The 18894-nt window shown below is 44.5% G+C and carries 19 protein-coding genes and 1 pseudogene; 12 read left to right on the forward strand and 8 right to left on the reverse strand.

What is annotated here, in order from left to right; translation table 11 throughout:
* From ATB74_RS17005 to purT, 6 genes and pseudogenes are all read left to right on the forward strand, one after another.
* Window positions 1-173: pseudogene (locus ATB74_RS17005) on the forward strand (IS5/IS1182 family transposase); the annotation flags it as partial.
* A 506-nt stretch (window positions 174-679) separates the two neighbouring features.
* A complete protein-coding gene (gene sbcB, locus ATB74_RS17010) occupies window positions 680-2104 on the forward strand; it encodes an exodeoxyribonuclease I (protein ID WP_061019216.1) in 1425 nt (474 codons plus the stop codon).
* A 25-nt stretch (window positions 2105-2129) separates the two neighbouring features.
* Window positions 2130-2501, forward strand: a complete 372-nt coding sequence (locus tag ATB74_RS17015; protein WP_004734867.1) for a CidA/LrgA family protein — start codon at window positions 2130-2132, stop codon at window positions 2499-2501.
* Window positions 2502-2503: 2 nt separating this feature from the next.
* Window positions 2504-3181 (forward strand): LrgB family protein, encoded by a 678-nt coding sequence (locus ATB74_RS17020; protein ID WP_004734865.1) that lies wholly within the window; start codon window positions 2504-2506, stop codon window positions 3179-3181.
* Between the two features lie 343 nt (window positions 3182-3524).
* On the forward strand, window positions 3525-4412 hold the full coding sequence (cdd, locus tag ATB74_RS17025) for a cytidine deaminase (RefSeq protein ID WP_060981837.1): 888 nt from the start codon (window positions 3525-3527) through the stop codon (window positions 4410-4412).
* A gap of 167 nt (window positions 4413-4579) precedes the next feature.
* Window positions 4580-5755 carry a formate-dependent phosphoribosylglycinamide formyltransferase gene (gene purT / locus ATB74_RS17030; RefSeq protein ID WP_017059132.1) on the forward strand — a complete coding sequence of 392 codons (1176 nt, stop codon included), beginning with the start codon at window positions 4580-4582 and terminating at the stop codon, window positions 5753-5755.
* 128 nt (window positions 5756-5883) lie between these two features.
* Here purT and ATB74_RS17035 read toward each other — a convergent pair whose 3' ends face one another.
* Window positions 5884-6537, reverse strand: a complete 654-nt coding sequence (locus tag ATB74_RS17035; protein WP_061019217.1) for a thiopurine S-methyltransferase — start codon at window positions 6535-6537, stop codon at window positions 5884-5886.
* Between the two features lie 324 nt (window positions 6538-6861).
* On the opposite strand from ATB74_RS17035, the gene ATB74_RS17040 reads away from it, so the two are divergent.
* Window positions 6862-7641, forward strand: coding sequence for a RelA/SpoT domain-containing protein (locus ATB74_RS17040; RefSeq protein WP_012604146.1), 780 nt, complete (start codon window positions 6862-6864; stop codon window positions 7639-7641).
* A 131-nt stretch (window positions 7642-7772) separates the two neighbouring features.
* On the opposite strand, the gene ATB74_RS17045 is transcribed toward ATB74_RS17040, so the two are convergent.
* From ATB74_RS17045 to ihfA, 5 genes are all read right to left on the reverse strand, one after another.
* Window positions 7773-8327, reverse strand: a complete 555-nt coding sequence (locus tag ATB74_RS17045) for a c-type cytochrome (protein WP_060981833.1) — start codon at window positions 8325-8327, stop codon at window positions 7773-7775.
* Window positions 8324-8827 carry a hypothetical protein gene (locus tag ATB74_RS17050; protein WP_061019218.1) on the reverse strand — a complete coding sequence of 168 codons (504 nt, stop codon included), beginning with the start codon at window positions 8825-8827 and terminating at the stop codon, window positions 8324-8326. The genes ATB74_RS17045 and ATB74_RS17050 overlap by 4 nt, the downstream gene beginning before the upstream one ends.
* Window positions 8827-10053 (reverse strand): molybdopterin-dependent oxidoreductase, encoded by a 1227-nt coding sequence (locus tag ATB74_RS17055; RefSeq protein ID WP_061019219.1) that lies wholly within the window; start codon window positions 10051-10053, stop codon window positions 8827-8829. Before ATB74_RS17055 ends, ATB74_RS17050 begins: the two co-directional genes overlap by 1 nt.
* Window positions 10050-10355 (reverse strand): c-type cytochrome, encoded by a 306-nt coding sequence (locus ATB74_RS17060; protein ID WP_060981831.1) that lies wholly within the window; start codon window positions 10353-10355, stop codon window positions 10050-10052. The genes ATB74_RS17055 and ATB74_RS17060 overlap by 4 nt, the downstream gene beginning before the upstream one ends.
* Before the next feature lie 393 nt (window positions 10356-10748).
* The gene (gene ihfA, locus ATB74_RS17065; protein ID WP_004734853.1) at window positions 10749-11045 is read right to left on the reverse strand and encodes an integration host factor subunit alpha; all 297 of its coding nucleotides are present in this window, start codon (window positions 11043-11045) and stop codon (window positions 10749-10751) included.
* A gap of 652 nt (window positions 11046-11697) precedes the next feature.
* On the opposite strand from ihfA, the gene ATB74_RS17070 reads away from it, so the two are divergent.
* From ATB74_RS17070 to ATB74_RS17085, 4 genes are all read left to right on the forward strand, one after another.
* A complete protein-coding gene (locus tag ATB74_RS17070; protein ID WP_060981830.1) occupies window positions 11698-12153 on the forward strand; it encodes a Fur family transcriptional regulator in 456 nt (151 codons plus the stop codon).
* A gap of 110 nt (window positions 12154-12263) precedes the next feature.
* Entirely contained in the window at window positions 12264-13634 is a 1371-nt protein-coding gene (locus ATB74_RS17075) for a dihydroorotase (RefSeq protein ID WP_061019220.1), read from the forward strand.
* A gap of 103 nt (window positions 13635-13737) precedes the next feature.
* Complete coding sequence (locus tag ATB74_RS17080) at window positions 13738-14298, forward strand: carbonate dehydratase (protein ID WP_061019221.1); 561 nt, start codon at window positions 13738-13740, stop codon at window positions 14296-14298.
* Window positions 14288-15292, forward strand: a complete 1005-nt coding sequence (locus tag ATB74_RS17085) for a CobW family GTP-binding protein (protein ID WP_061019222.1) — start codon at window positions 14288-14290, stop codon at window positions 15290-15292. Before ATB74_RS17080 ends, ATB74_RS17085 begins: the two co-directional genes overlap by 11 nt.
* Before the next feature lie 99 nt (window positions 15293-15391).
* On the opposite strand, the gene ATB74_RS17090 is transcribed toward ATB74_RS17085, so the two are convergent.
* Together ATB74_RS17090 and ATB74_RS17095 are read right to left on the reverse strand one after the other, a co-directional pair.
* The gene (locus tag ATB74_RS17090; protein ID WP_061019223.1) at window positions 15392-16264 is read right to left on the reverse strand and encodes an aspartoacylase; all 873 of its coding nucleotides are present in this window, start codon (window positions 16262-16264) and stop codon (window positions 15392-15394) included.
* Between the two features lie 204 nt (window positions 16265-16468).
* Window positions 16469-17365 (reverse strand): EamA family transporter, encoded by an 897-nt coding sequence (locus ATB74_RS17095; protein ID WP_061019224.1) that lies wholly within the window; start codon window positions 17363-17365, stop codon window positions 16469-16471.
* A 103-nt stretch (window positions 17366-17468) separates the two neighbouring features.
* On the opposite strand from ATB74_RS17095, the gene ATB74_RS17100 reads away from it, so the two are divergent.
* On the forward strand, window positions 17469-18851 hold the full coding sequence (locus ATB74_RS17100; RefSeq protein WP_061019225.1) for a PLP-dependent aminotransferase family protein: 1383 nt from the start codon (window positions 17469-17471) through the stop codon (window positions 18849-18851).
* Window positions 18852-18894 lie beyond the last annotated feature (43 nt).

Below are 18894 nucleotides of genomic sequence, written 5' to 3' on the forward strand. Positions count from 1 at the left end.
GATACCACAAACGTTCACTCTCAGAAACAGCGATGTATCGAGTTAAACAGTTGCTAGGAGGGCAACTGAGCTTAAGAAATTACAATGCACAGGTGGGTGAAACTTACGCGATGATAAAAGCGTTGAACAAGCTTACTGGGTTAGGTATGCCTGAAACTTGTCGTATTGACTAAGGAATACGCGAAACGGGGTGGCTCTATCTCTAAATTTAATTACGCAACAAAGCCTCTTTGGACAGAGCCTAGACCGGTAAATGAAGCGGTTGAAACATCTGCGCTACGGTTTAAACACCTGCATTGCATTAGACACAAGCACAGCGGATTAGCCACAGGTACAGCAGATTAACCACCTGTCAAAAAACAACGAGCGTGTTTCTAATCACACAGCTTTAGAGTAGAAAACAAACTCATTCGCGACAAACCAAAAACCCGACTCATCGCCTTACAACAGTTAAGGTGAAAAGATAGATAGAAAAAAGGTAAACAGGCAGAATCGTGACTATAGAAAAGCCACAATTGGATTCAAAACCTTCCCCACCGACTCGATTGAATAGTAAAGCACCGTTTTCCGGCAATTTATTTGTGATCTGGGTTGCGCGCGTACCGCATACTATCAGATACTGAACAAAACTAACCTTCAGCCACAGTAAACGTTCCGCGCTTGCTGTTCAGGAAATTCAATGAGTTCAGATAATCAGCCGACCTACTTCTTTTTCGATTACGAAACTTGGGGCGTTAGCCCAGCAAAAGACCGTCCGAGTCAATTTGCGGGAGTTCGTACCGACCAAGACTTTAACGTTATTGGAGAGCCTCTGGTTATCTATTGCCAACCTCCTGCTGATTACCTCCCTGCGCCTGAAGCAGCACTAATCACACGCATCACACCACAGAAAGCGGCTTCACAAGGTCTTCCTGAGCCGGAGTTTATTGCTAAGATCCATGCTGAGTTAGCCAAACCAAACACCACAAGCCTTGGCTACAACAGTATTCGATTCGATGACGAAGTAACGCGTTACACCTGTTACCGAAACTTCATTGACCCATATGCGTGGAGCTGGCAGAACGGCAACTCACGTTGGGATCTACTGGATGTAATGCGCGCTGTTCACGCACTGCGTCCTGAAGGCATTGTTTGGCCAGAGAACGAAGAAGGTTATCCAAGCTTCAAACTGGAACACCTATCTGTGGCAAACGGCATTGAACACGAGAACGCGCACGATGCAATGGCCGATGTTATTGCGACCATCGAGTTAGCGAAGAAGCTGAAAGCAGCACAACCTAAGATGTTCGATTACCTTTACAACATGCGTCATAAGCGTAAGCTGAATGACCTAGTCGATATCGTAAACATGACACCATTGATGCACGTTTCAGGCATGTTTGGTCGAGACTGCAACTACACTAGTTGGATTGTGCCTATGGCGTGGCACCCAACCAATCAGAATGCCGTTATCGTGGTTGATTTAGCTAAAGATCCAAGCCCGTTATTAGAACTGGATGCTGATGAACTCAGAGACAGGCTCTACACCAAACGTAGTGAACTTGGTGAAGACGAGCTACCCGTACCAATCAAATTAGTTCAACTGAACAAGTGCCCTATTCTTGCGCCAGCCAAAACACTGACGGCTGAAAATGCCGAAACCATCGGTATCGATCGCCAACAATGCTTGAAGAACCTAGCACTGCTTCGTGAACACCCAGAGATCCGCGAAAAACTGATCGGGCTGTACTCACAAGAGCGCGAGTACGAAAAGAGTGATGATGTTGATACACACCTTTACGACGGTTTCTTTTCACCTGCTGATAAAACAGCGATGAACATCATTCGCGAAACTGACCCGAACAACTTGGCAGCTTTGGATATCACCTTCAGTGACGAACGTATTAAACCGTTACTGTTCCGTTACCGTGCGCGTAACTTCCCATGGACGCTCGACGAAGCCGAGCAACTGAAATGGGCGAACCATTGTCGTGAGTTTTATGAGGGCCGTTTAGAAGAGTACATGCTGAACCTTGAAAACCTCGCACACGAACATGAAAGCGACGAGAAGAAAATGGCTATCTTGAAGGCGGTTTATCAGTACGTAGAAAAGTTAGCTAGCTAATTCCATTATCAAGAGACGTAACACTTTGAAAGAAAGATTGATCCAACTGGTTTACTGCTTAATCTCCTTCACCTTAATCATAGGTGCACTTACAGCAGGTAACGCGTTACAACACTTTTTGGATACCTCAATCCCAGGCAGTATTTTTGGCATGTTGATTCTGTTTGCCGCCATGGTGATTGGTATTGTTCCTTCGCACTGGGTACAGCCCGGTGCAAGCTTGATTATCCGCCTAATGATCTTACTGTTTGTTCCGATCAGTGTTGGGTTGATGGATCACTTCGACATGCTCATCGCGAACGCATTGCCAATTATGGCGAGCGCCGTTGGTGGCACATTACTGGTGTTGGTGTCCTTATCATGGTTCTTAGACCGCTTGCTTTCGAGAGGTAACTGATCATGTGGATTCTACTCACCATCGTGGTATTCCTGTTTGCTCGCTGGGTAAGCCAAAAAGTAAACTCGCCGCTGTGTAACCCCCTGCTTATCAGCATTGGTATCATCATTCCGATTCTCACGTTCTTCAAAGTACCGTTTGAGACTTACTATGCTGACAACACCTGGATTACCTACATGCTTCAGCCTGCGGTTGTTGCACTTGCTTACCCGCTTTATGAACAGCTACCTCAAATCAGAGCCAACTGGCGCATCATCACCTTTGCTTGCACGTTAGGCAGTGTAATGTCGATGACAACAACGGCATTAATCGCAGTGGCTTTTAAAGCGGACTTAACTTTGATCGCGAGTTTGTTAGGCAAATCAGTCACCACGCCAATTGCGATGGAAGTATCAAGCCATTTAGGTGGTGAAGCAGCGATTGCGGCAATACTGGTATTGATTGTTGGTCTGTTTGGGGCAATTTTTGCTTATCCAATCTACAATCTCATTGGTATTAAGAGCCCTATCGCCCGTGGTTTAACCATGGGTACCGTGTCTCACGCTTTAGGCACTGCAACCTGTGCTGAAAAGAATCAGGAAGATGCAGCATTCAGTTCTTTGGCTCTTGTACTTTGCGGCGTCATTACCTCAATCATCGCACCGAGCATATTTTCGCTTGTAGTTTGGTTCTACTCTTAACCATTTTTATTACAGTTTAAACGTTGCTCGTTCATTGGTTACCTAATAGATTTGGCTAACGGTTCTAAAGTATGACAAGTAGCCCAAGCAGAACTCTGATTATCTCAGTGTTGGCTTGGGCTTTTTTATCGCATTTACTCAGTAATAGCAGTCAAATCACGGTCTTTTACGAGCACTAAGTGCGATATCAGCTGTATAAATGGCTCTTGTAATCGATTTCAAGTGTGACCTCACTCTAATTATGCAAACCAATGTAACAACAACAATTCAATAGTGATCTTTATCACAGAAAATTCCTGAGCAATGCATAAACTTAAAGCCTAAGGTCAATTAAGGATTCAACATGAACAGTCGTATTACCCTGGCGCTGGAAAGTGCTCCAACAGCAATCAAAGCACTTTTGAGTGACATCGTATTAGCAGACAACTTTGACGCGACATTGTCTCCAGAACAATTTGCTAGCTTACTACAAGCAAGTGGTTTAGCGGATGACGAGCTACGTATTGCACTACTTCCTTTTGCCGCAGCGTATTCTTATGCTCCGTTATCTGACTTTTATGTTGGTGCAATCGTGCGCGGTTTGTCTGGCACTCTGTATTTTGGTGCAAACCTTGAAATCGCTGGTGCTCAACTTGGCCAAACAGTACACGCAGAGCAATCTGCAATCAGCCATGCTTGGATGAAAGGCGAACAAGGTATCTCAGATATCACGATCAACTTCAGTCCTTGTGGTCACTGTCGTCAATTCATGAACGAACTGACAACAGCAAAAGAACTTAAAGTTCAGCTTCCACAACGTGATGAAATGTCTCTGCAAGAGTACCTGCCAGACTCATTCGGCCCTGCTGATTTAGGTGTCAAAACTGGCCTAATGACGAAGCTTGATCATAAGTATACGACCGAAGAAACAACGCCTATTGTTGTAGAAGCGCTAGCAGCACTAAACCGCAGCCATGCTCCTTACACCAAAAACCTAAGTGGTGTTTCACTACAACTGACGTCAGGTGAGATCTTCACGGGTGCTTATGCAGAAAATGCCGCGTTTAACCCGAGCCTACCCCCTCTGCAAGTGGCGTTGATTCAACTTAAACTGGCTGGCTTCGATTTTGAACAAATTGAAAGTGCTGCTTTGGTTGAAATCGCAGAAGGTAGCATCAGTCACCTAGCGGATACGCAATCTACATTAGAAGCGATTAATCCAGACATTCCAGTGACTTACTTAGCAATCTAAGTACATCTAATTAACAAAAATTTAAATAAGCAGCCCTATTTAACAGGGCTGCTTTTTTTATCCCTGCAATTAACGCAACAGCTTGCGCAAACGTTTGCTTTTATCATTAAAATAAGTATGATCTCCCCGTTTTCAATCAATCGTTCAAAAGATCGGAAGGAATTTCTATGTTTGGTACTGCTACTCGTGAAAATGCTACTCGTGTACTTCTATTAGGTTCAGGTGAACTCGGCAAAGAAGTTGCTATCGAGTGCCAACGTTTAGGTTTGGAAGTTATTGCTTGTGACCGTTATGCAGACGCACCAGCGATGCAAGTTGCGCATCGTAGCCATGTATTAGACATGTTAGACGGCGATGCACTTCAAGCGATCATTGAACTAGAAAAGCCAGATTATGTGGTTCCTGAAATTGAAGCTATTGCCACCAGCAAGTTGGTAGAGCTAGAAGCGCAAGGCTTAAATGTCGTTCCAACTGCGAATGCAACCAAGCTAACGATGAACCGAGAAGGTATCCGTCGCCTAGCCGCAGAAGAGCTGAAACTGAGCACTTCTCCTTACCGCTTTGCAGATACCTTTGAAGATTTCTCAGCCGCTGTTGAGTTCGTGGGTATGCCTTGCGTTGTTAAGCCAGTAATGAGCTCTTCAGGTAAAGGTCAAAGCGTTATCAAAACAGAAGAAGATATTCAGAAGTCTTGGGACTACGCACAAGAAGGCGGTCGTACTGGCGCAGGTCGCGTTATCGTTGAAGGCTTTATTGATTTCGATTACGAGATCACCCTTCTAACCGTTCGCGCTGTTGATGGCGTTCACTTCTGTGCACCTATCGGTCACCGCCAAGAAGACGGTGATTACCGCGAATCATGGCAGCCACAAGTGATGTCAGACAACGCACTTAAAGCCGCGCAATACACGGCTGAACAAGTGGTTAACGCACTAGGTGGTCACGGTATCTTTGGCGTCGAGCTGTTTGTTAAAGGCGATCACGTTATCTTCAACGAAGTATCCCCTCGCCCACACGATACTGGCTTAGTGACATTAATGTCTCAAGACTCATCGGAATTCGCACTGCACGTACGCGCGTTTACTGGTATGCCAATCAAATCAATCACGCAATACGGCCCATGTGCTTCAGCGGTTATTCTGGGCCAAGGCACTTCAACCAACATTCGTTTTGAAGGTCTTACAGAGGCGCTAGACGCACCACAAACTCAAGTTCGCTTGTTTGGTAAGCCTGATATCGATGGTCGCCGTCGCCTAGGTGTGGCGCTTACTCGTCGCAACAGTACAGAGACAGCAATTGAAGATGCCATTGAAAGTGCATCTAAAGTAAAAGTGATTTACTAGCTAGCTATTCAACTCTGAACAATCGCGACTTCAAACCTGAACAATAAAAAAGACGGGCCATTGAGCCCGTCTTTTTGTTGGTGTTCTCATTTTATTGAAGCAGTCTTTTCGCTTGAAAGCTCACTGACTTAAGCGTCTGACTCAATCAAATACACTTCTTCACTGAATCGAGACAAGCCTTTCTTAGCAATCTTCGGATGTTCATCGTCCGCTATATCTTGATTCAACAACGTGATTTTGTATCCTGCGAACAACTGATCGATCTCTAGTTTAGGTACGCTAAACGGAGGTCCTGGCATCTCGCTTTGGTCATAATCCAGAGTTACCAGAAGGATCTTTCCACCCGGTTTCAGCAGTTGTTTTAAACGCTCTACGTACTGCACTCGCATCTCTTCAGGCAGTGCGACTAAAGACGCGCGATCATAAATGGTATCAACAGGCTGGATTGGAGCTGTGAAGTAATCGCCTGTATAGATGTTCAGCTCATCGAATTGATACAGCTCATGCTGACCGCTAATTTGAGTCACAGTCGGCGTGTACAGGTGCTCTGCAAAAAATGCGCGAACCGCAATCTGGCTTAACTCGACACCTTGAACATCTTCATGCTTTGAAGCTAGCCAAATCAGATCTTCACTTTTGCCACAAAGTGGAACAAACACACTCTGCTCGTAGCTAGTCTCAGTCTTTTCCCAAAATTTAATCAGAAGTGGGTTTACATCTTCGAGGTGGAAACCAATTTGGTTGGCTGCCCATTTATTGTGCCAAAATTCAGGATTATTCATCTTTCGTTCATGTTAAACAGTCATAATGCAAGGGTACAGTATAGAGAGGTAAGAGCAACCTTAGCTTGGTTTAAAGTACCAAATTGGTTTCGGCAGAATCAGAAACTGGCTTAGTTCAAAGTTCTGATAATTGCGGAACTAACGCTTGGATTATTTGTCTATATCTTCACATTTTAAAGCAATATTAAACGTTAGAGTTGGTTTCTGTCTTAGCTAGCCCCATTTAATATGTAGTGAGTTTAGTTAAGCTGTTTTTACTCTTATGCGTTACTGGTTACCCCTTTTGACTACCCGTTTTTTGTAACCTTGTATTTTGGAGTTTGAATGAGTGTATTTCTCCGTACGACGGCCCTAATGCTTCTAGTATTGAGCCGAGCGCCTGCATTCGCAGCAGCACCTGTTTCAACAAGTTCAACTGATCAATCACGCACCGCGTCATCGCAAAACCAAGTTTCATCAAATGTATTCCGCCATAGCCTAAGCGGCTTGTATGGCATAAAAGCATTCGACTCACGCCCGACTCAGCCTTATACCGACTTCGATATTCTGTACAGCAAAGCGCATCAAGGCCAAGCTGAACTAGAAACTATCTGTAAAAGTACTGCCCTACTCACCAATTCTGAAGCACTATTTGCCGGCGTTAAATCTCAAGCTCGTGCAGAAGAAAAAATCGCCCTTGAGCTTGATGGTGACGTAACAAAAATTACCGACTTAGCCCGCGCAACTATCATCGCGAACGATGTCGAGAGCTTGGTTGAAGTTTACGAAGCGCTAAGCCGTGAAGCAGACGTTGTTAAGCTGAAAAACAAGTTTAAATCACCAGCTGACTCTGGCTACCGTGACCTTAACTTGTTGGTTCGTTTACCTAAAACCAACATCATTGCAGAGGTTCAACTTCACTTAAAAGCGATTGCTGATGTGAAAAGTGGCCCTGAACACGAGCTGTACGAAATTATCCAAGGTATTGAGCGTCACGCAATTGCTGAACATCGCCCAATCAACGATATCGAAGCGGCACAAATCAATAGCCTAAGACGCCAATCTTTAGAGCTTTACCAACAAGCATGGCAACCGTACATTACAACGCACATTAAAGCGGCTTAATCACTGACTAAGCAATTATCATAAACAAGAACGACAAAGGGCTGCATAATCGCAGCCCTTTCTTTTATCAATTATTTTGCTTATCCAACCTCTTAGAAACCAACTTAGCCAGTATCCCGAGAAAGCCCCACCTACTGGTGATAATACTCTTTAGTGCGGTTATATAAGTCCAATGGCTTCAACGTGCCATAGAATGCAGCTACGTCTTGCAAGTCTTTATCCGAAAGGTGTTTGACCACCGACTGCATGTACAAATCTTGGCGTTCATCACTTTTAAAATCACGCAGCTGTTTAAGAATATACCCAGCTTTCTGACCTTTGATGTTTGGATAAGATTGTACGAAGGGAATGATTTTGTCGCCATGACACTGGCTACATAGATTCTGAACCAACTTTTCACCTGCGACTAGGTTAGGTATGTAACCCTCGGTGATTACCTTGCTATCGACACTAGCTTCAACCTCAGTTTTAGCTTCCACTTCAAGCTTCGGCGCTGGTTCCGACTTTATTCCTAATGATTCGACTCGCGAGGCAACTTTATCTTCAGGGCTCGACTGTTCATCAGTACACGCCGACAGCGACAAAACTACTGATACAGCGGCTATCGCGATAGCTCTATTAACAACAGCTCCATTCGCAACAATTCCATTTGCAAGAGAGGCCCGCTTTAATCGTTTAATGATCACTGGCTCTCTCCCGGCATAGGTGGCATCAAGGCGCTATCAATAGGCTTACGACGATACTTGTTCATATCGATGCCTTTGTCTTGATAATAGGTACTGAGGTAATCCAGTACTGGGTCCCAAGTATCAGACAGATCCCACAGCCCTTGAGTATCGACCATCCACTGAATAGTTTCACGCCATTGTTCTCTGTTACCGCTGTTCTGAGCAACGATTAAGCTGGTATGGCAAGCGTTACATTGCCCTTTCACGGTCTCCCAACCGGGTGCCATAATCAGACCCGATGCTTTATCTACACCGTAGTACTCTTTTGGATTCTCAGGAATGTCTTCAGCATGAACGAGCATCGACGTTAATAAGCTACACACCAATGCCGCTCTTATTATACCTTTACGGTAACTGCGCTTACTGGCAGGAGTTGAGTTTGCATGAAATGAGTGACCATCAACCAAATTGGTAAGTTTAGAACTGCCATCAATAGGCTTATTGGAAATAGACAGCATCACGACACTCTTACTGCGATACGGTGGCAACCATTAAACAGGTAACCTTTAGGATTCCATTGCGGTTGCACGACTGGCTGGCAATCACCTTCGCTATCGGTCGCCTTCGCCCAAATCTCATAATAACCTGTCATAGGAAGGTCTAGATCGGCTTCCCATTGTTGCCACGCGCCTTTGTTTACTGGCTTATTCAGCTTTGCATCCTGCCAAGTGGTACCGTAATCGTAACTCACTTGCAGCCTCTCAACGGTTCTTAGCCCAGCCCAAGCATGACCACTGACTTTAATCTTTTTACCAAGGGGAAACTCAGTTCCGCTTTTTGGAGAAGTAATCAGCGACTTCACAATCATCTCTTCAATGATTCGGAAATCTTTGTTATCCACTTTCTCACCCGGAGCGATTGGGTTCTTAGGCACTTGATAAGCAGGAGCCGCCATCTTGTGGCCATCATGAATCTTATTTCGAATACTGATGCCTGTTGTGCATTTCTGAGAAACAGAAGCCGGTCGACCGCCAAATACCGTTCGTAGCGGATAACCATGGAGATAAGGGATCGGCTCGCCATTCATTTCCCATGCAATCAAGGCGTTATCGTTCATTGCAGCTGCAATAGGAACACCACGTGAAATCGCCTCACCTTTACCACTCAAGTGTTTATCAAAGCCATGGTTACCAACGTAAACCGCATCATCTTTAATGCCACAGTCTTTGAGCACATCGCTCAACAACACCCCTGTCCACTGCGAACAATAGACACCAGCATTGTTCCATTGATTACCTTTGGTGCTTGGATAAAAGTTGTTACGACTGTTACCACCACACTCCAACACAAGGCTTTGTGTGTGATGTTTAAACTTAGATTTGAGCTCGGCTATCGTGTAGGTTTTGCTTTGTTTTACCGATTCCCCTTTCACTTCGAAGGTCCAAGTGTCAGGGTCCATCTCCGTAAAATCAGGCATCAAGCCATTCCAACGAACAAAGGGAACATCTGCAGGTGTCACAGCAGGCGCAAGCATACTTTCTGGCGGATACGCATTCAAAGGGTTGGTATTTAAAACGGTGTAGTAATCCGGTAGATCTTCTGCTTTTGCCCACGTTAATGCATTGATATCCAATGCAGCTAAACCTTCAGGACGATTCGCGGCAAATACCCACGACACTGGCAATGCAGATACTGCGGTTGCTGAAAGCGCGGCTTTAAGGAACTGTCTTCTATCTAAACTCATTGCGGTGCCCCTGTTTTATTCAGTTGGTAAAAGTAATTAGCTAACTTCTTGATGTCTTCTTCTGACAATAATTGCGCGACTTTGGACATCGTTTTGTCCTCACGCTTACCACTTTTAAAGTCAGTCAGTTGCTCAGTAAGGTAGACTTGGTTTTGCCACTTAAGGTTGGGGATAGAGGGAAACGAGGTGTCGTTGTTACTGCCATGACAAGCAATGCACATATTGGCGAGTTGCTGGTACTCAGCTGCCGGAGCGACAGTCGATAAAAAGAGTAACATCAAAGCTAAAGCGGACTTACGCAAAGCTTCTCCTTAGATTTAGATCAACAAAATAGATTAACTAGCTGCTTATTGAGCACATTACAGCAAATCACTCGGATGATTTAAATTCAATTAGATTTAACCACTGTTCAATTTAACTGAACAGATTCATAAAACACATGAAAAAACCTGAATAAATACTGGTTAGCTGTCCATTTTAAATGTATGGGTAATAACTAAAGACGGGTGTCGATGTATGGAAATACGTACGATATAGAATGCGCGAGATTACGAGGTTGCGAGGTTGCGAGGTTGCGAGGTTGCGAGGTTGCGAGGTTGCGAGGTTGCGAGATGATAAAAGACTTAAAGAGAGGCACAACAATAATTGCCAGACCAAAAACAAAAAGACCACGCTAGGCGTGGTCTATTGCTTGGCTACTTCTCGATTTTAATATTTTCAACTCGGGCCTTTAGTTTTTGTCCCGGTCTGAAAGTAACAACACGTCGAGCAGAAATTGGAATGTCTTCACCAGTTTTCGGGTTACGACCAGGTCGCTCGTTTTTCTCGCGAAGATCAAAATTACCAAAACCAGACAGTTTTACCTGTTCGCCATTTTCGAGTGCTTTACGAACTTCTTCGAAAAACACTTCAACCGTTTCCTTGGCATCCCGCTTGCTGTATCCGAGTGTCTCAAACAGGTTCTCAGCCAAATCGGCCTTCGTGAGTGCCATAAAACTTTCCTCAAAGCTATGTTAAACATTGCTACTATCGTCAGTAGCGCCAAAGCATTTACCCTATTCAATCAATGAGATAAGGTCATTTACAAGGAAAGTGTATGCCAAGCTTCTGATTTTCGCCAACTTTTTTATCTTAACTATTTAATTATTCTTTCAAATCAGAAAGATAAGTCGCTTCAAATTTCACATATATAGCTAAAAACCATCTACTCAACAGCCACAGAATAGAACTATACTCCACAAAAATAGATTAGTTCAGAATTTAAAACTTAAGCGATCCGAATATTAATTTTTGAGACTTTTCTCCGATACCCAATAAAATCAGCCACTTGATTTGATATTGGACTCAACAGAGGTCACTAAATAAACGTTATTAAATATGAGATTTGTATCATTTCAGAATTTAATTCGAATTCGCTTATAACAACCCATGTTCTTTTGGGAGTTTAATCAGTAATCCAATCATTATAAGAAAGCTTCTTTGGTACAACATGCAAATGATGGGCAATAAACGGCTATTATTCATCTACAAAGTAAGCTTGGAAAGAGAGAGCCCACCTAAGAGGTTCTTTAATTAAAAGTTCGTTTCTTATAGCTAGTTGTTATGTTATAACATATCCACATTATCACTAATTTTGTGGATTGAATGAGAGACATCGAAGCGATCATCGAGCACGTAAAACAAGGCTGTAAAACAAACGGAAAACAGTTTACCGCTAAAAGACTGTTGATACTGCGTGCGCTGGTTCATGCCGACAAAGCTCTGTCTGCGTATGAACTCGTTGAATACTGTAAGGAACACTTTGACCAGCACGTTCAAGCGATGTCAGTTTATCGAGTGTTGGAATTTCTTGAAGAGCAGCACTTAGCACACAAACTGCAAGTCTCTAATAAGTACATACTTTGCGACCATATCCTTTGCGATCATGAGCACGGCATCCCGCAATTTTTGATTTGCTCTAAGTGCGACAAAATCAGCGAGCAAACCATCGCCCCTTCCATCATTCGCGATCTTCAATCTCATGCAAAGCAAGAAGGCTTTACTGTAACAAGCCCACAGTTAGAGATTAGCTGCGTATGTGATGAATGCGTCGATACATAAGCTCTAAGCTCTAAGCTCTAAGCTCTAAAAAGCATAGACGTAACCGTAACGATATTTTATTAAACACTCCCCCAGCATTAGCACTAATCAAAAAGGAAGAATGAACCGCTATGTCTGCAACACTCATCAAGAATGCCCGCTTGGTCAATGAAGGCATCATTGCCGAATCGGATCTATTGATCATTAACCAGCGAATAGAAAGAATCGCCAATAACATTGAACCAAAACCAGACGATGAGATTATTGACGCTCAAGGGTGCTATCTCCTTCCAGGGATGATTGACGATCAAGTCCATTTTCGCGAACCCGGCCTCACTCACAAAGGCTCAATAGCCACCGAATCACGAGCTGCAGTTGCTGGCGGCATTACGAGTTATATGGAAATGCCGAACGTAAACCCGGCGACCACCACCATTGAAGCATTAGAACGAAAGTTTGATATTGCAGCACAAAGCTCACTGGCAAATTATTCATTTTACCTTGGTGCGACCGAAGACAACCTTGAACAAATCAAACAACTCGACCCTAAGAATCATTGTGGGGTGAAGGTGTTTATGGGCGCTTCCACTGGCAACCTATTGGTGGAAGATCCTCAAGCGCTAGATGCTATATTCCGCGACTCTCCCGTACTTATCGTTACCCATTGTGAAAGCGGCCCCGTCATTGTCCAAAACCAAGAAAAACTGAGAGAAGAGAAAGCCGAATTCACGATTGAAGACCACCCCACGCTGCGAGACGCCAATGCTTGCTACGCCTCTTCGTCATACGCAGTAGAGCTAGCCAAAAAGTACAGCAGTCAACTTCATGTACTGCACATCACGACTGAGAAAGAACTCGCACTGTTTGAAACAGGCCCCATTCAAAACAAGCACATTACGGCTGAAGCTTGTGTCCACCACCTTTGGTTTAGCAACCAAGACTACGCAGCGTTGGGCAATCAAATTAAGTGTAACCCTGCCATCAAATATCCGAGTGATCGTGACGCGCTAATAGCGGCTCTGAATTCGGGAAAAATCGACATTATTGCGACGGATCACGCGCCTCATACATGGGAAGAAAAACAGGTTCCCTATGAACAAGCACCCGCAGGTTTACCTTTAGTCCAGCATGCTTTGTTGACGCTGTTTGACCATGTGAAATCAGGAAGAATGACGATGACTCAGGTTGTAGAGAAAACGGCTCACAACCCAGCACTGCGCTATGCAATACGTGAACGAGGCTTTATTCGCGAAGGTTACTACGCCGATTTAGTCTTGGTTGACTCGCAAGCACCAACCTTAGTCAGCGATGAAAACAGCTTATACCAATGTATATGGTCACCATTTTCAGGGCATGAGTTCTCCGCTCAGGTAAAGCACACATGGGTAAATGGATCCAGAGTGTATAGCCATCCTGAGGCATTCGCAGATCAAAAGACTCAAGACAGCGTCAAACAAAGCACTCAGCCAACACCGGCAATGAGGCTCTCTTTTGAACGTTAGAGCCTCGACTAAGAAAAACAGACCACCATCTAAACAACGGAATAAATCGCTGGCCACTTATAACGGTAGGCCCAGCGGCACTAAAAAAATAAAAGAGCTCAATATGTTAAGAAGAAACCCTAGCGGCCATATGCCGAACGTGTCGGAAACCACCTTCATTGACCCGACCGCTATCATCTGCGGGAAAGTCATCATTGAAGATAACGTGTTTATCGGCCCCTACGCCGTCATTCGTGCCGACGAGGTTAACGAACAAGGTGACATGGAAGCAATCGTGATTAAGCGCGATACCAATATTCAAGATGGTGTCGTCATACACTCAAAAGCAGGAGCAGCGGTGACCATTGGAGAACGCTCTTCTATCGCTCACCGCTCTATCATTCATGGGCCATGTGAAGTTTGTGACGATGTCTTTATTGGCTTCAACTCGGTGGTATTCAATGCTGTGATTGGCAAAGGTTGCGTCATTCGCCACAACTGTGTGGTAGATGGCCTCGATTTACCGGAAAACTTCCATGTCCCACCAATGACCAATATAGGCTCAGGGTTTGACTTAAATAGCATCTCCAAAGTACCGCCTGAATACTCCGCATTTTCAGAGTCTGTGGTATCAGCCAACCACACCTTAGTTCAAGGCTATAGGAGAATTGCTAATGAGCTCTGATAAGTCACCTATGTTAGGCATTCCAACTAACATTATTACTGGGTTCCTTGGGGTGGGAAAAACCTCTGCGATTCTCAACCTGATGAAGAACAAACCAGAAAATGAGCGCTGGGCTGTGCTAGTTAATGAGTTTGGAGAAATCGGCGTTGATGGTAGCTTGATTCAAGGCAACCAGACCGCACAACAAGTGTTCATTCGTGAAGTACCCGGTGGTTGCATGTGTTGTGCGGCAGGTTTACCGATGCAAATCGCGCTTAATCAACTGCTTACCGAAGCCAAACCAGATCGTTTGTTAATCGAACCAACAGGGCTTGGCCATCCTAAAGAAGTACTACAAGTTTTGTCCTCTGAACATTACCGTAAAGTACTATCACTGCAGAAAAACGTTACCTTAGTCGATGCACGGAAGCTCTCTGATTCTCGCTATGCAGATCACGATACCTTCAATCAGCAAATTACCATTGCCGATACCGTAGTTGGTAACAAAGTCGACCTATACCAAGATGGCGACGCAGAGAAACTGGCTGAATACGTGACTGAGATTTGTCACCCGAATACCAAGCTAGTCTTCGCTCACCATGGAAAAATCCCTTTTGAAGAGTTCGAAGGAGATACAAACTTCTTTGGTCAACAAGCGCACCACAACCATCATCATCACCAGCAAGACAAGCCGCTCGCTTCAGAATTACCAATGCCAGAAAGCGGCATGATCAAAGCGACTAACCAAGGTGAAGGTTTTGAAAGCGTTGGTTGGCGATTCTCTGCAGAGAAACTGTTTGACCACCAACGTTTGAGACACTTTTTAGTTGGATTGAAAGCTGAGCGGATGAAAGCGGTATTCATTACTCAAAGTGGTATTTTCGGGTACAACTTAACAGAGGATGGCTTGACGGAATCAGAACTCGATGAGTGTATCGAAACCAGAATAGAAGTGATCGGTCTAGAAATAGATGACGTGCTAGAGAGCCAGTTACTTGAGTGCATGATCGCTTAAGTCATAGAAAGAAATAAGCCCACTAACCTTGTATACCAAAGCTAGTGGGCTTATTTGCTGGTTATGGATTAGCAGTCTTATCAGCTCCTAGAAAAATTCTTAGCCTACAGAAACTAGACGCTTCTCTGCCAAGGCCATCGCAATGTTCACTTTAGCGTAAGCGCTCTCATTAATGAAATGTGGATAGATATCTTGTTCGCGCTCCCAATAGATATCATAACCAAAAAAAGTCGCTAACAACGGCTCACCTTGCTTCACGGCTTCGAAATCTCTGCCACAAATCGCTGGGTGTACCGTAGCGACTCGCATACCATCTGGACCAAGTGGCACATTCACCTCTTCAACATAGAAAAAAGCACTGTAATCTTGTAACGCTTTAACTTTGTTAAGGTTATGGTTCTCAACGTAATCAAGAACCAAGGTCAGCATTTGCTTCATCAGTTTGAGAGTGTCGAACTTGAGTGACCCATGCGCTTGAGCCCCTACTTCAATCATGACGCCGCGATCACCTGCCGTGCACAGGTATGGCTGCTCATCCCACGGTTTTCTGTCTTCAAAAAGAATATTGGCTTCCGGCATACGTTGCTTCACATACGCGCCCATTTTTTGGTAGAAAGCATCATTTGACAGCAAGATTAATGTCGCCCCCATATTGCTGGTCGTGTTGTGTAAATCAACGATCAATTGTTGCTCTCGATTTGCATCCCTTTCGGCAAACTGACGCGCGACCGCCTGTTCAGCTAAGTCAGATCCGCTTTCTTCATCACCAACAACAAACTGACGGTTTAGGTCTATATCTAGGTATCGTACATTCTGTTCTACCGCTTTCGGATTTGCGATAACAGAAGTCGCAGCGAACGTTGAACGATCAGCCCCATACATGCCCTCTTTGATCAGCTTGTTTAGGTAAATACCTGAGAGTTCATTGCCGTGTGTTCCCGCAACCAGCAAGACTTGTTTAATTTTATCCATGATATCGATGTCCAAATGTCGAGAAATCTACTTGCCCTATTTTTGATATGATATAACATAACAATTACTGACAAATTTCTCCAGATAACTTGACCGCCTTACATAAGATAACTTTAAGCAAATTCAATACATAGAATAAGACCTCACAAGTGCGAGGTCTTATTTGTCATTGAAAGGTGCTTATGCAACATCAGTTTTCTTCAATCACTTTTGTTCCGCAAGTATTTGTGTCGCTTTGGTATTCGCTGTTTTCGCAGGTTTCACAATCAGGCCAATCCCGACAAGAAACAGTATTGATGCAACAACCTGAGCCACAGACAGTACCTCGTCATACATAAAGTAACCACTGATCAATGCGAAGATAGGTACTAGCAAGGTTAACGGTGCCGTCGTGCTTAACGGATATTGGATTAGCAGCTTATTCCATACCCAGTATCCAAATAGCGTGGTTGGGTAAGCCTGAAACAGTACCGCAATCGTCGTGCTCCAATCCCATTGTTTGATACCCTGCCAAATAATTTGGTCACCGTGTAACATCACTGCAAATAACACTAATGGTACCGGAGCAAACAGCATCCCCCAAACATTGAACGCAAAAGCTTGAGTGGTTTTAGATGCCTTAACAATCACGCCCATTAAGGTCCAACTGCACGCCGCAATCATAATCAAGATCACGCCATTAACGGTGACATTGCCCGTTGCTGCAGATACCAATACCGCCAACGCACACATAGCTAGCATCGCACCCATTAACTTACGAACAGAAGCACTCTCCTTGAACACCCACACGCCAACCGCCATGCCGATTAATACGTTGGTTGACAGTAATACCGATGAAAGCCCAGAAGATAACCCAGCGGTGATCGACCATGAAGCCATCCCCCAGATACCCACACCAAACACAAAGCCATAACTAACTAAGTAACGCCAAGCGACATTAGGTCTCGCCACAAAAAATATTACTGGAACCACCGCGAGCGAAAAACGCGCTGCAGTGGCTAATAATGGATGAACGTTGGTCACACCCATTTTGATCATCGAGAAATTGAATCCCCAAATTGCCATGACGAATACCGCTAACAATAAATCATTTCTTTTCATAGTCACCCCTCCCTTGTTTTGAATGAGTATCCCTTGAACAAAAAAACCAGTACAGATACAATTTTCACAATAAAAACCAGTACAGTTAATAACGGTCGTGACAATGAGTATCTACAGAAAGCTAGCCAATCAGTTTATCGATGAGATAGAAACAGGCAAAAGACCGGAAGGCGGACGCATGCCTTCGCTACGTCAATTGGCCAAGCAACAAGCCATCAGCATGTCGACCGTGGTAAGCTGTTACCAAGAACTGGAATCACAAGGCTGGATTCATTCTCGACCGCAAGCAGGGTATTTTGTTTCTCCTCATAAACCTGCTCACTCAACCCCAGAGTGGGCACAGTTTGAGAGTAAGGTGTCGAGCGTTAGGCAAACCTCATCGACTCACAACTCAATCAACGGGCCTTTAGGGGTGTCTAGCACCACCAATGATGAACAATCGATTGTAGAACTGGAACGTAGTTTCCGCCGCGCTATCAAACGCATGGGCAACAGACTCAACCATTATCCTGATACACAAGGTGAGCCGATTTTACGACAGGCATTATCCACTCATTTTGCCAAGCTCGATGTGCACTTTTCACCTGAAGAGATGGTGATTACGGCTGGCTGTATGTCTGCGATTAAGGCCGCACTTGAATCTTGCACTAAAGAAGGCGACACCATCGCTATTAGCTCGCCATGTTTCAACGGTATTCTGGAATTGCTCGGACAAATGTCGCGAAAAATCATCGAGATCCCGTCTCTAGATGATGGTGTCGACTTGCAACAACTGGAAGCGCATTTGAAGAATAAACGAGTGGATGCCGCGATCTTTTGTACCTCTCATATGAACCCTCAAGGGATCAACATGTCAGCCACTCAAAAGCAGAAACTGGCTGAATTAGCGAATCACTATCGAGTGCCGATCATTGAAGATGATGTGTATCTGGAGCTTTCTTATTCCTCACACACGCCACTCCCCGCGAAATACTACGACAAAGGCGGCTATGTCTTATGGTGTGGATCAGTATCGAAAAGTTTGTCACCGAGTTACCGTTTGGGATGGTGTTTGCCGGGCAGGTTTATCAACGAGTATAAGGCTCAGTTCTCTGCTGCGAGCTACGGCATTGCCCTGCCTACTCAACTTGCGGTTGCTGACTTTATTGAATCTGGCCAATACGCAAAGCACGTGAGGAGAAGATGCTCTCAGATCTTGTCTTTGCGCCAGCAATACCTAAGTTATTTGTCTCAGCACCTTCCTCAAGATGTGAAGATAAGTAACCCACAAGGTGGCATGGTGCTTTGGCTGCAAATCCCAAGCTTGAACCAGTCAGCCTTTGCTCAGGGCATTACCGAGAAGAACATTGATATTAGGCTTGGACACCTGTTCAGCACTCTCGACCTTTACAGTAATTGCTTACGCATCAATATTGGGTATTCGTTAGAGGGTGAAGCCAAGCAGCAATTGGATGCCTTAATTGAGCTTATCCACATTCACAGTTAACACCCCCTAACCTTTCAAATCAGCTTTTTTAAAAGCCTTTCAA

This window comes from Vibrio splendidus (assembly GCF_001557875.1).
Lineage (GTDB): Bacteria > Pseudomonadota > Gammaproteobacteria > Enterobacterales > Vibrionaceae > Vibrio > Vibrio splendidus_F.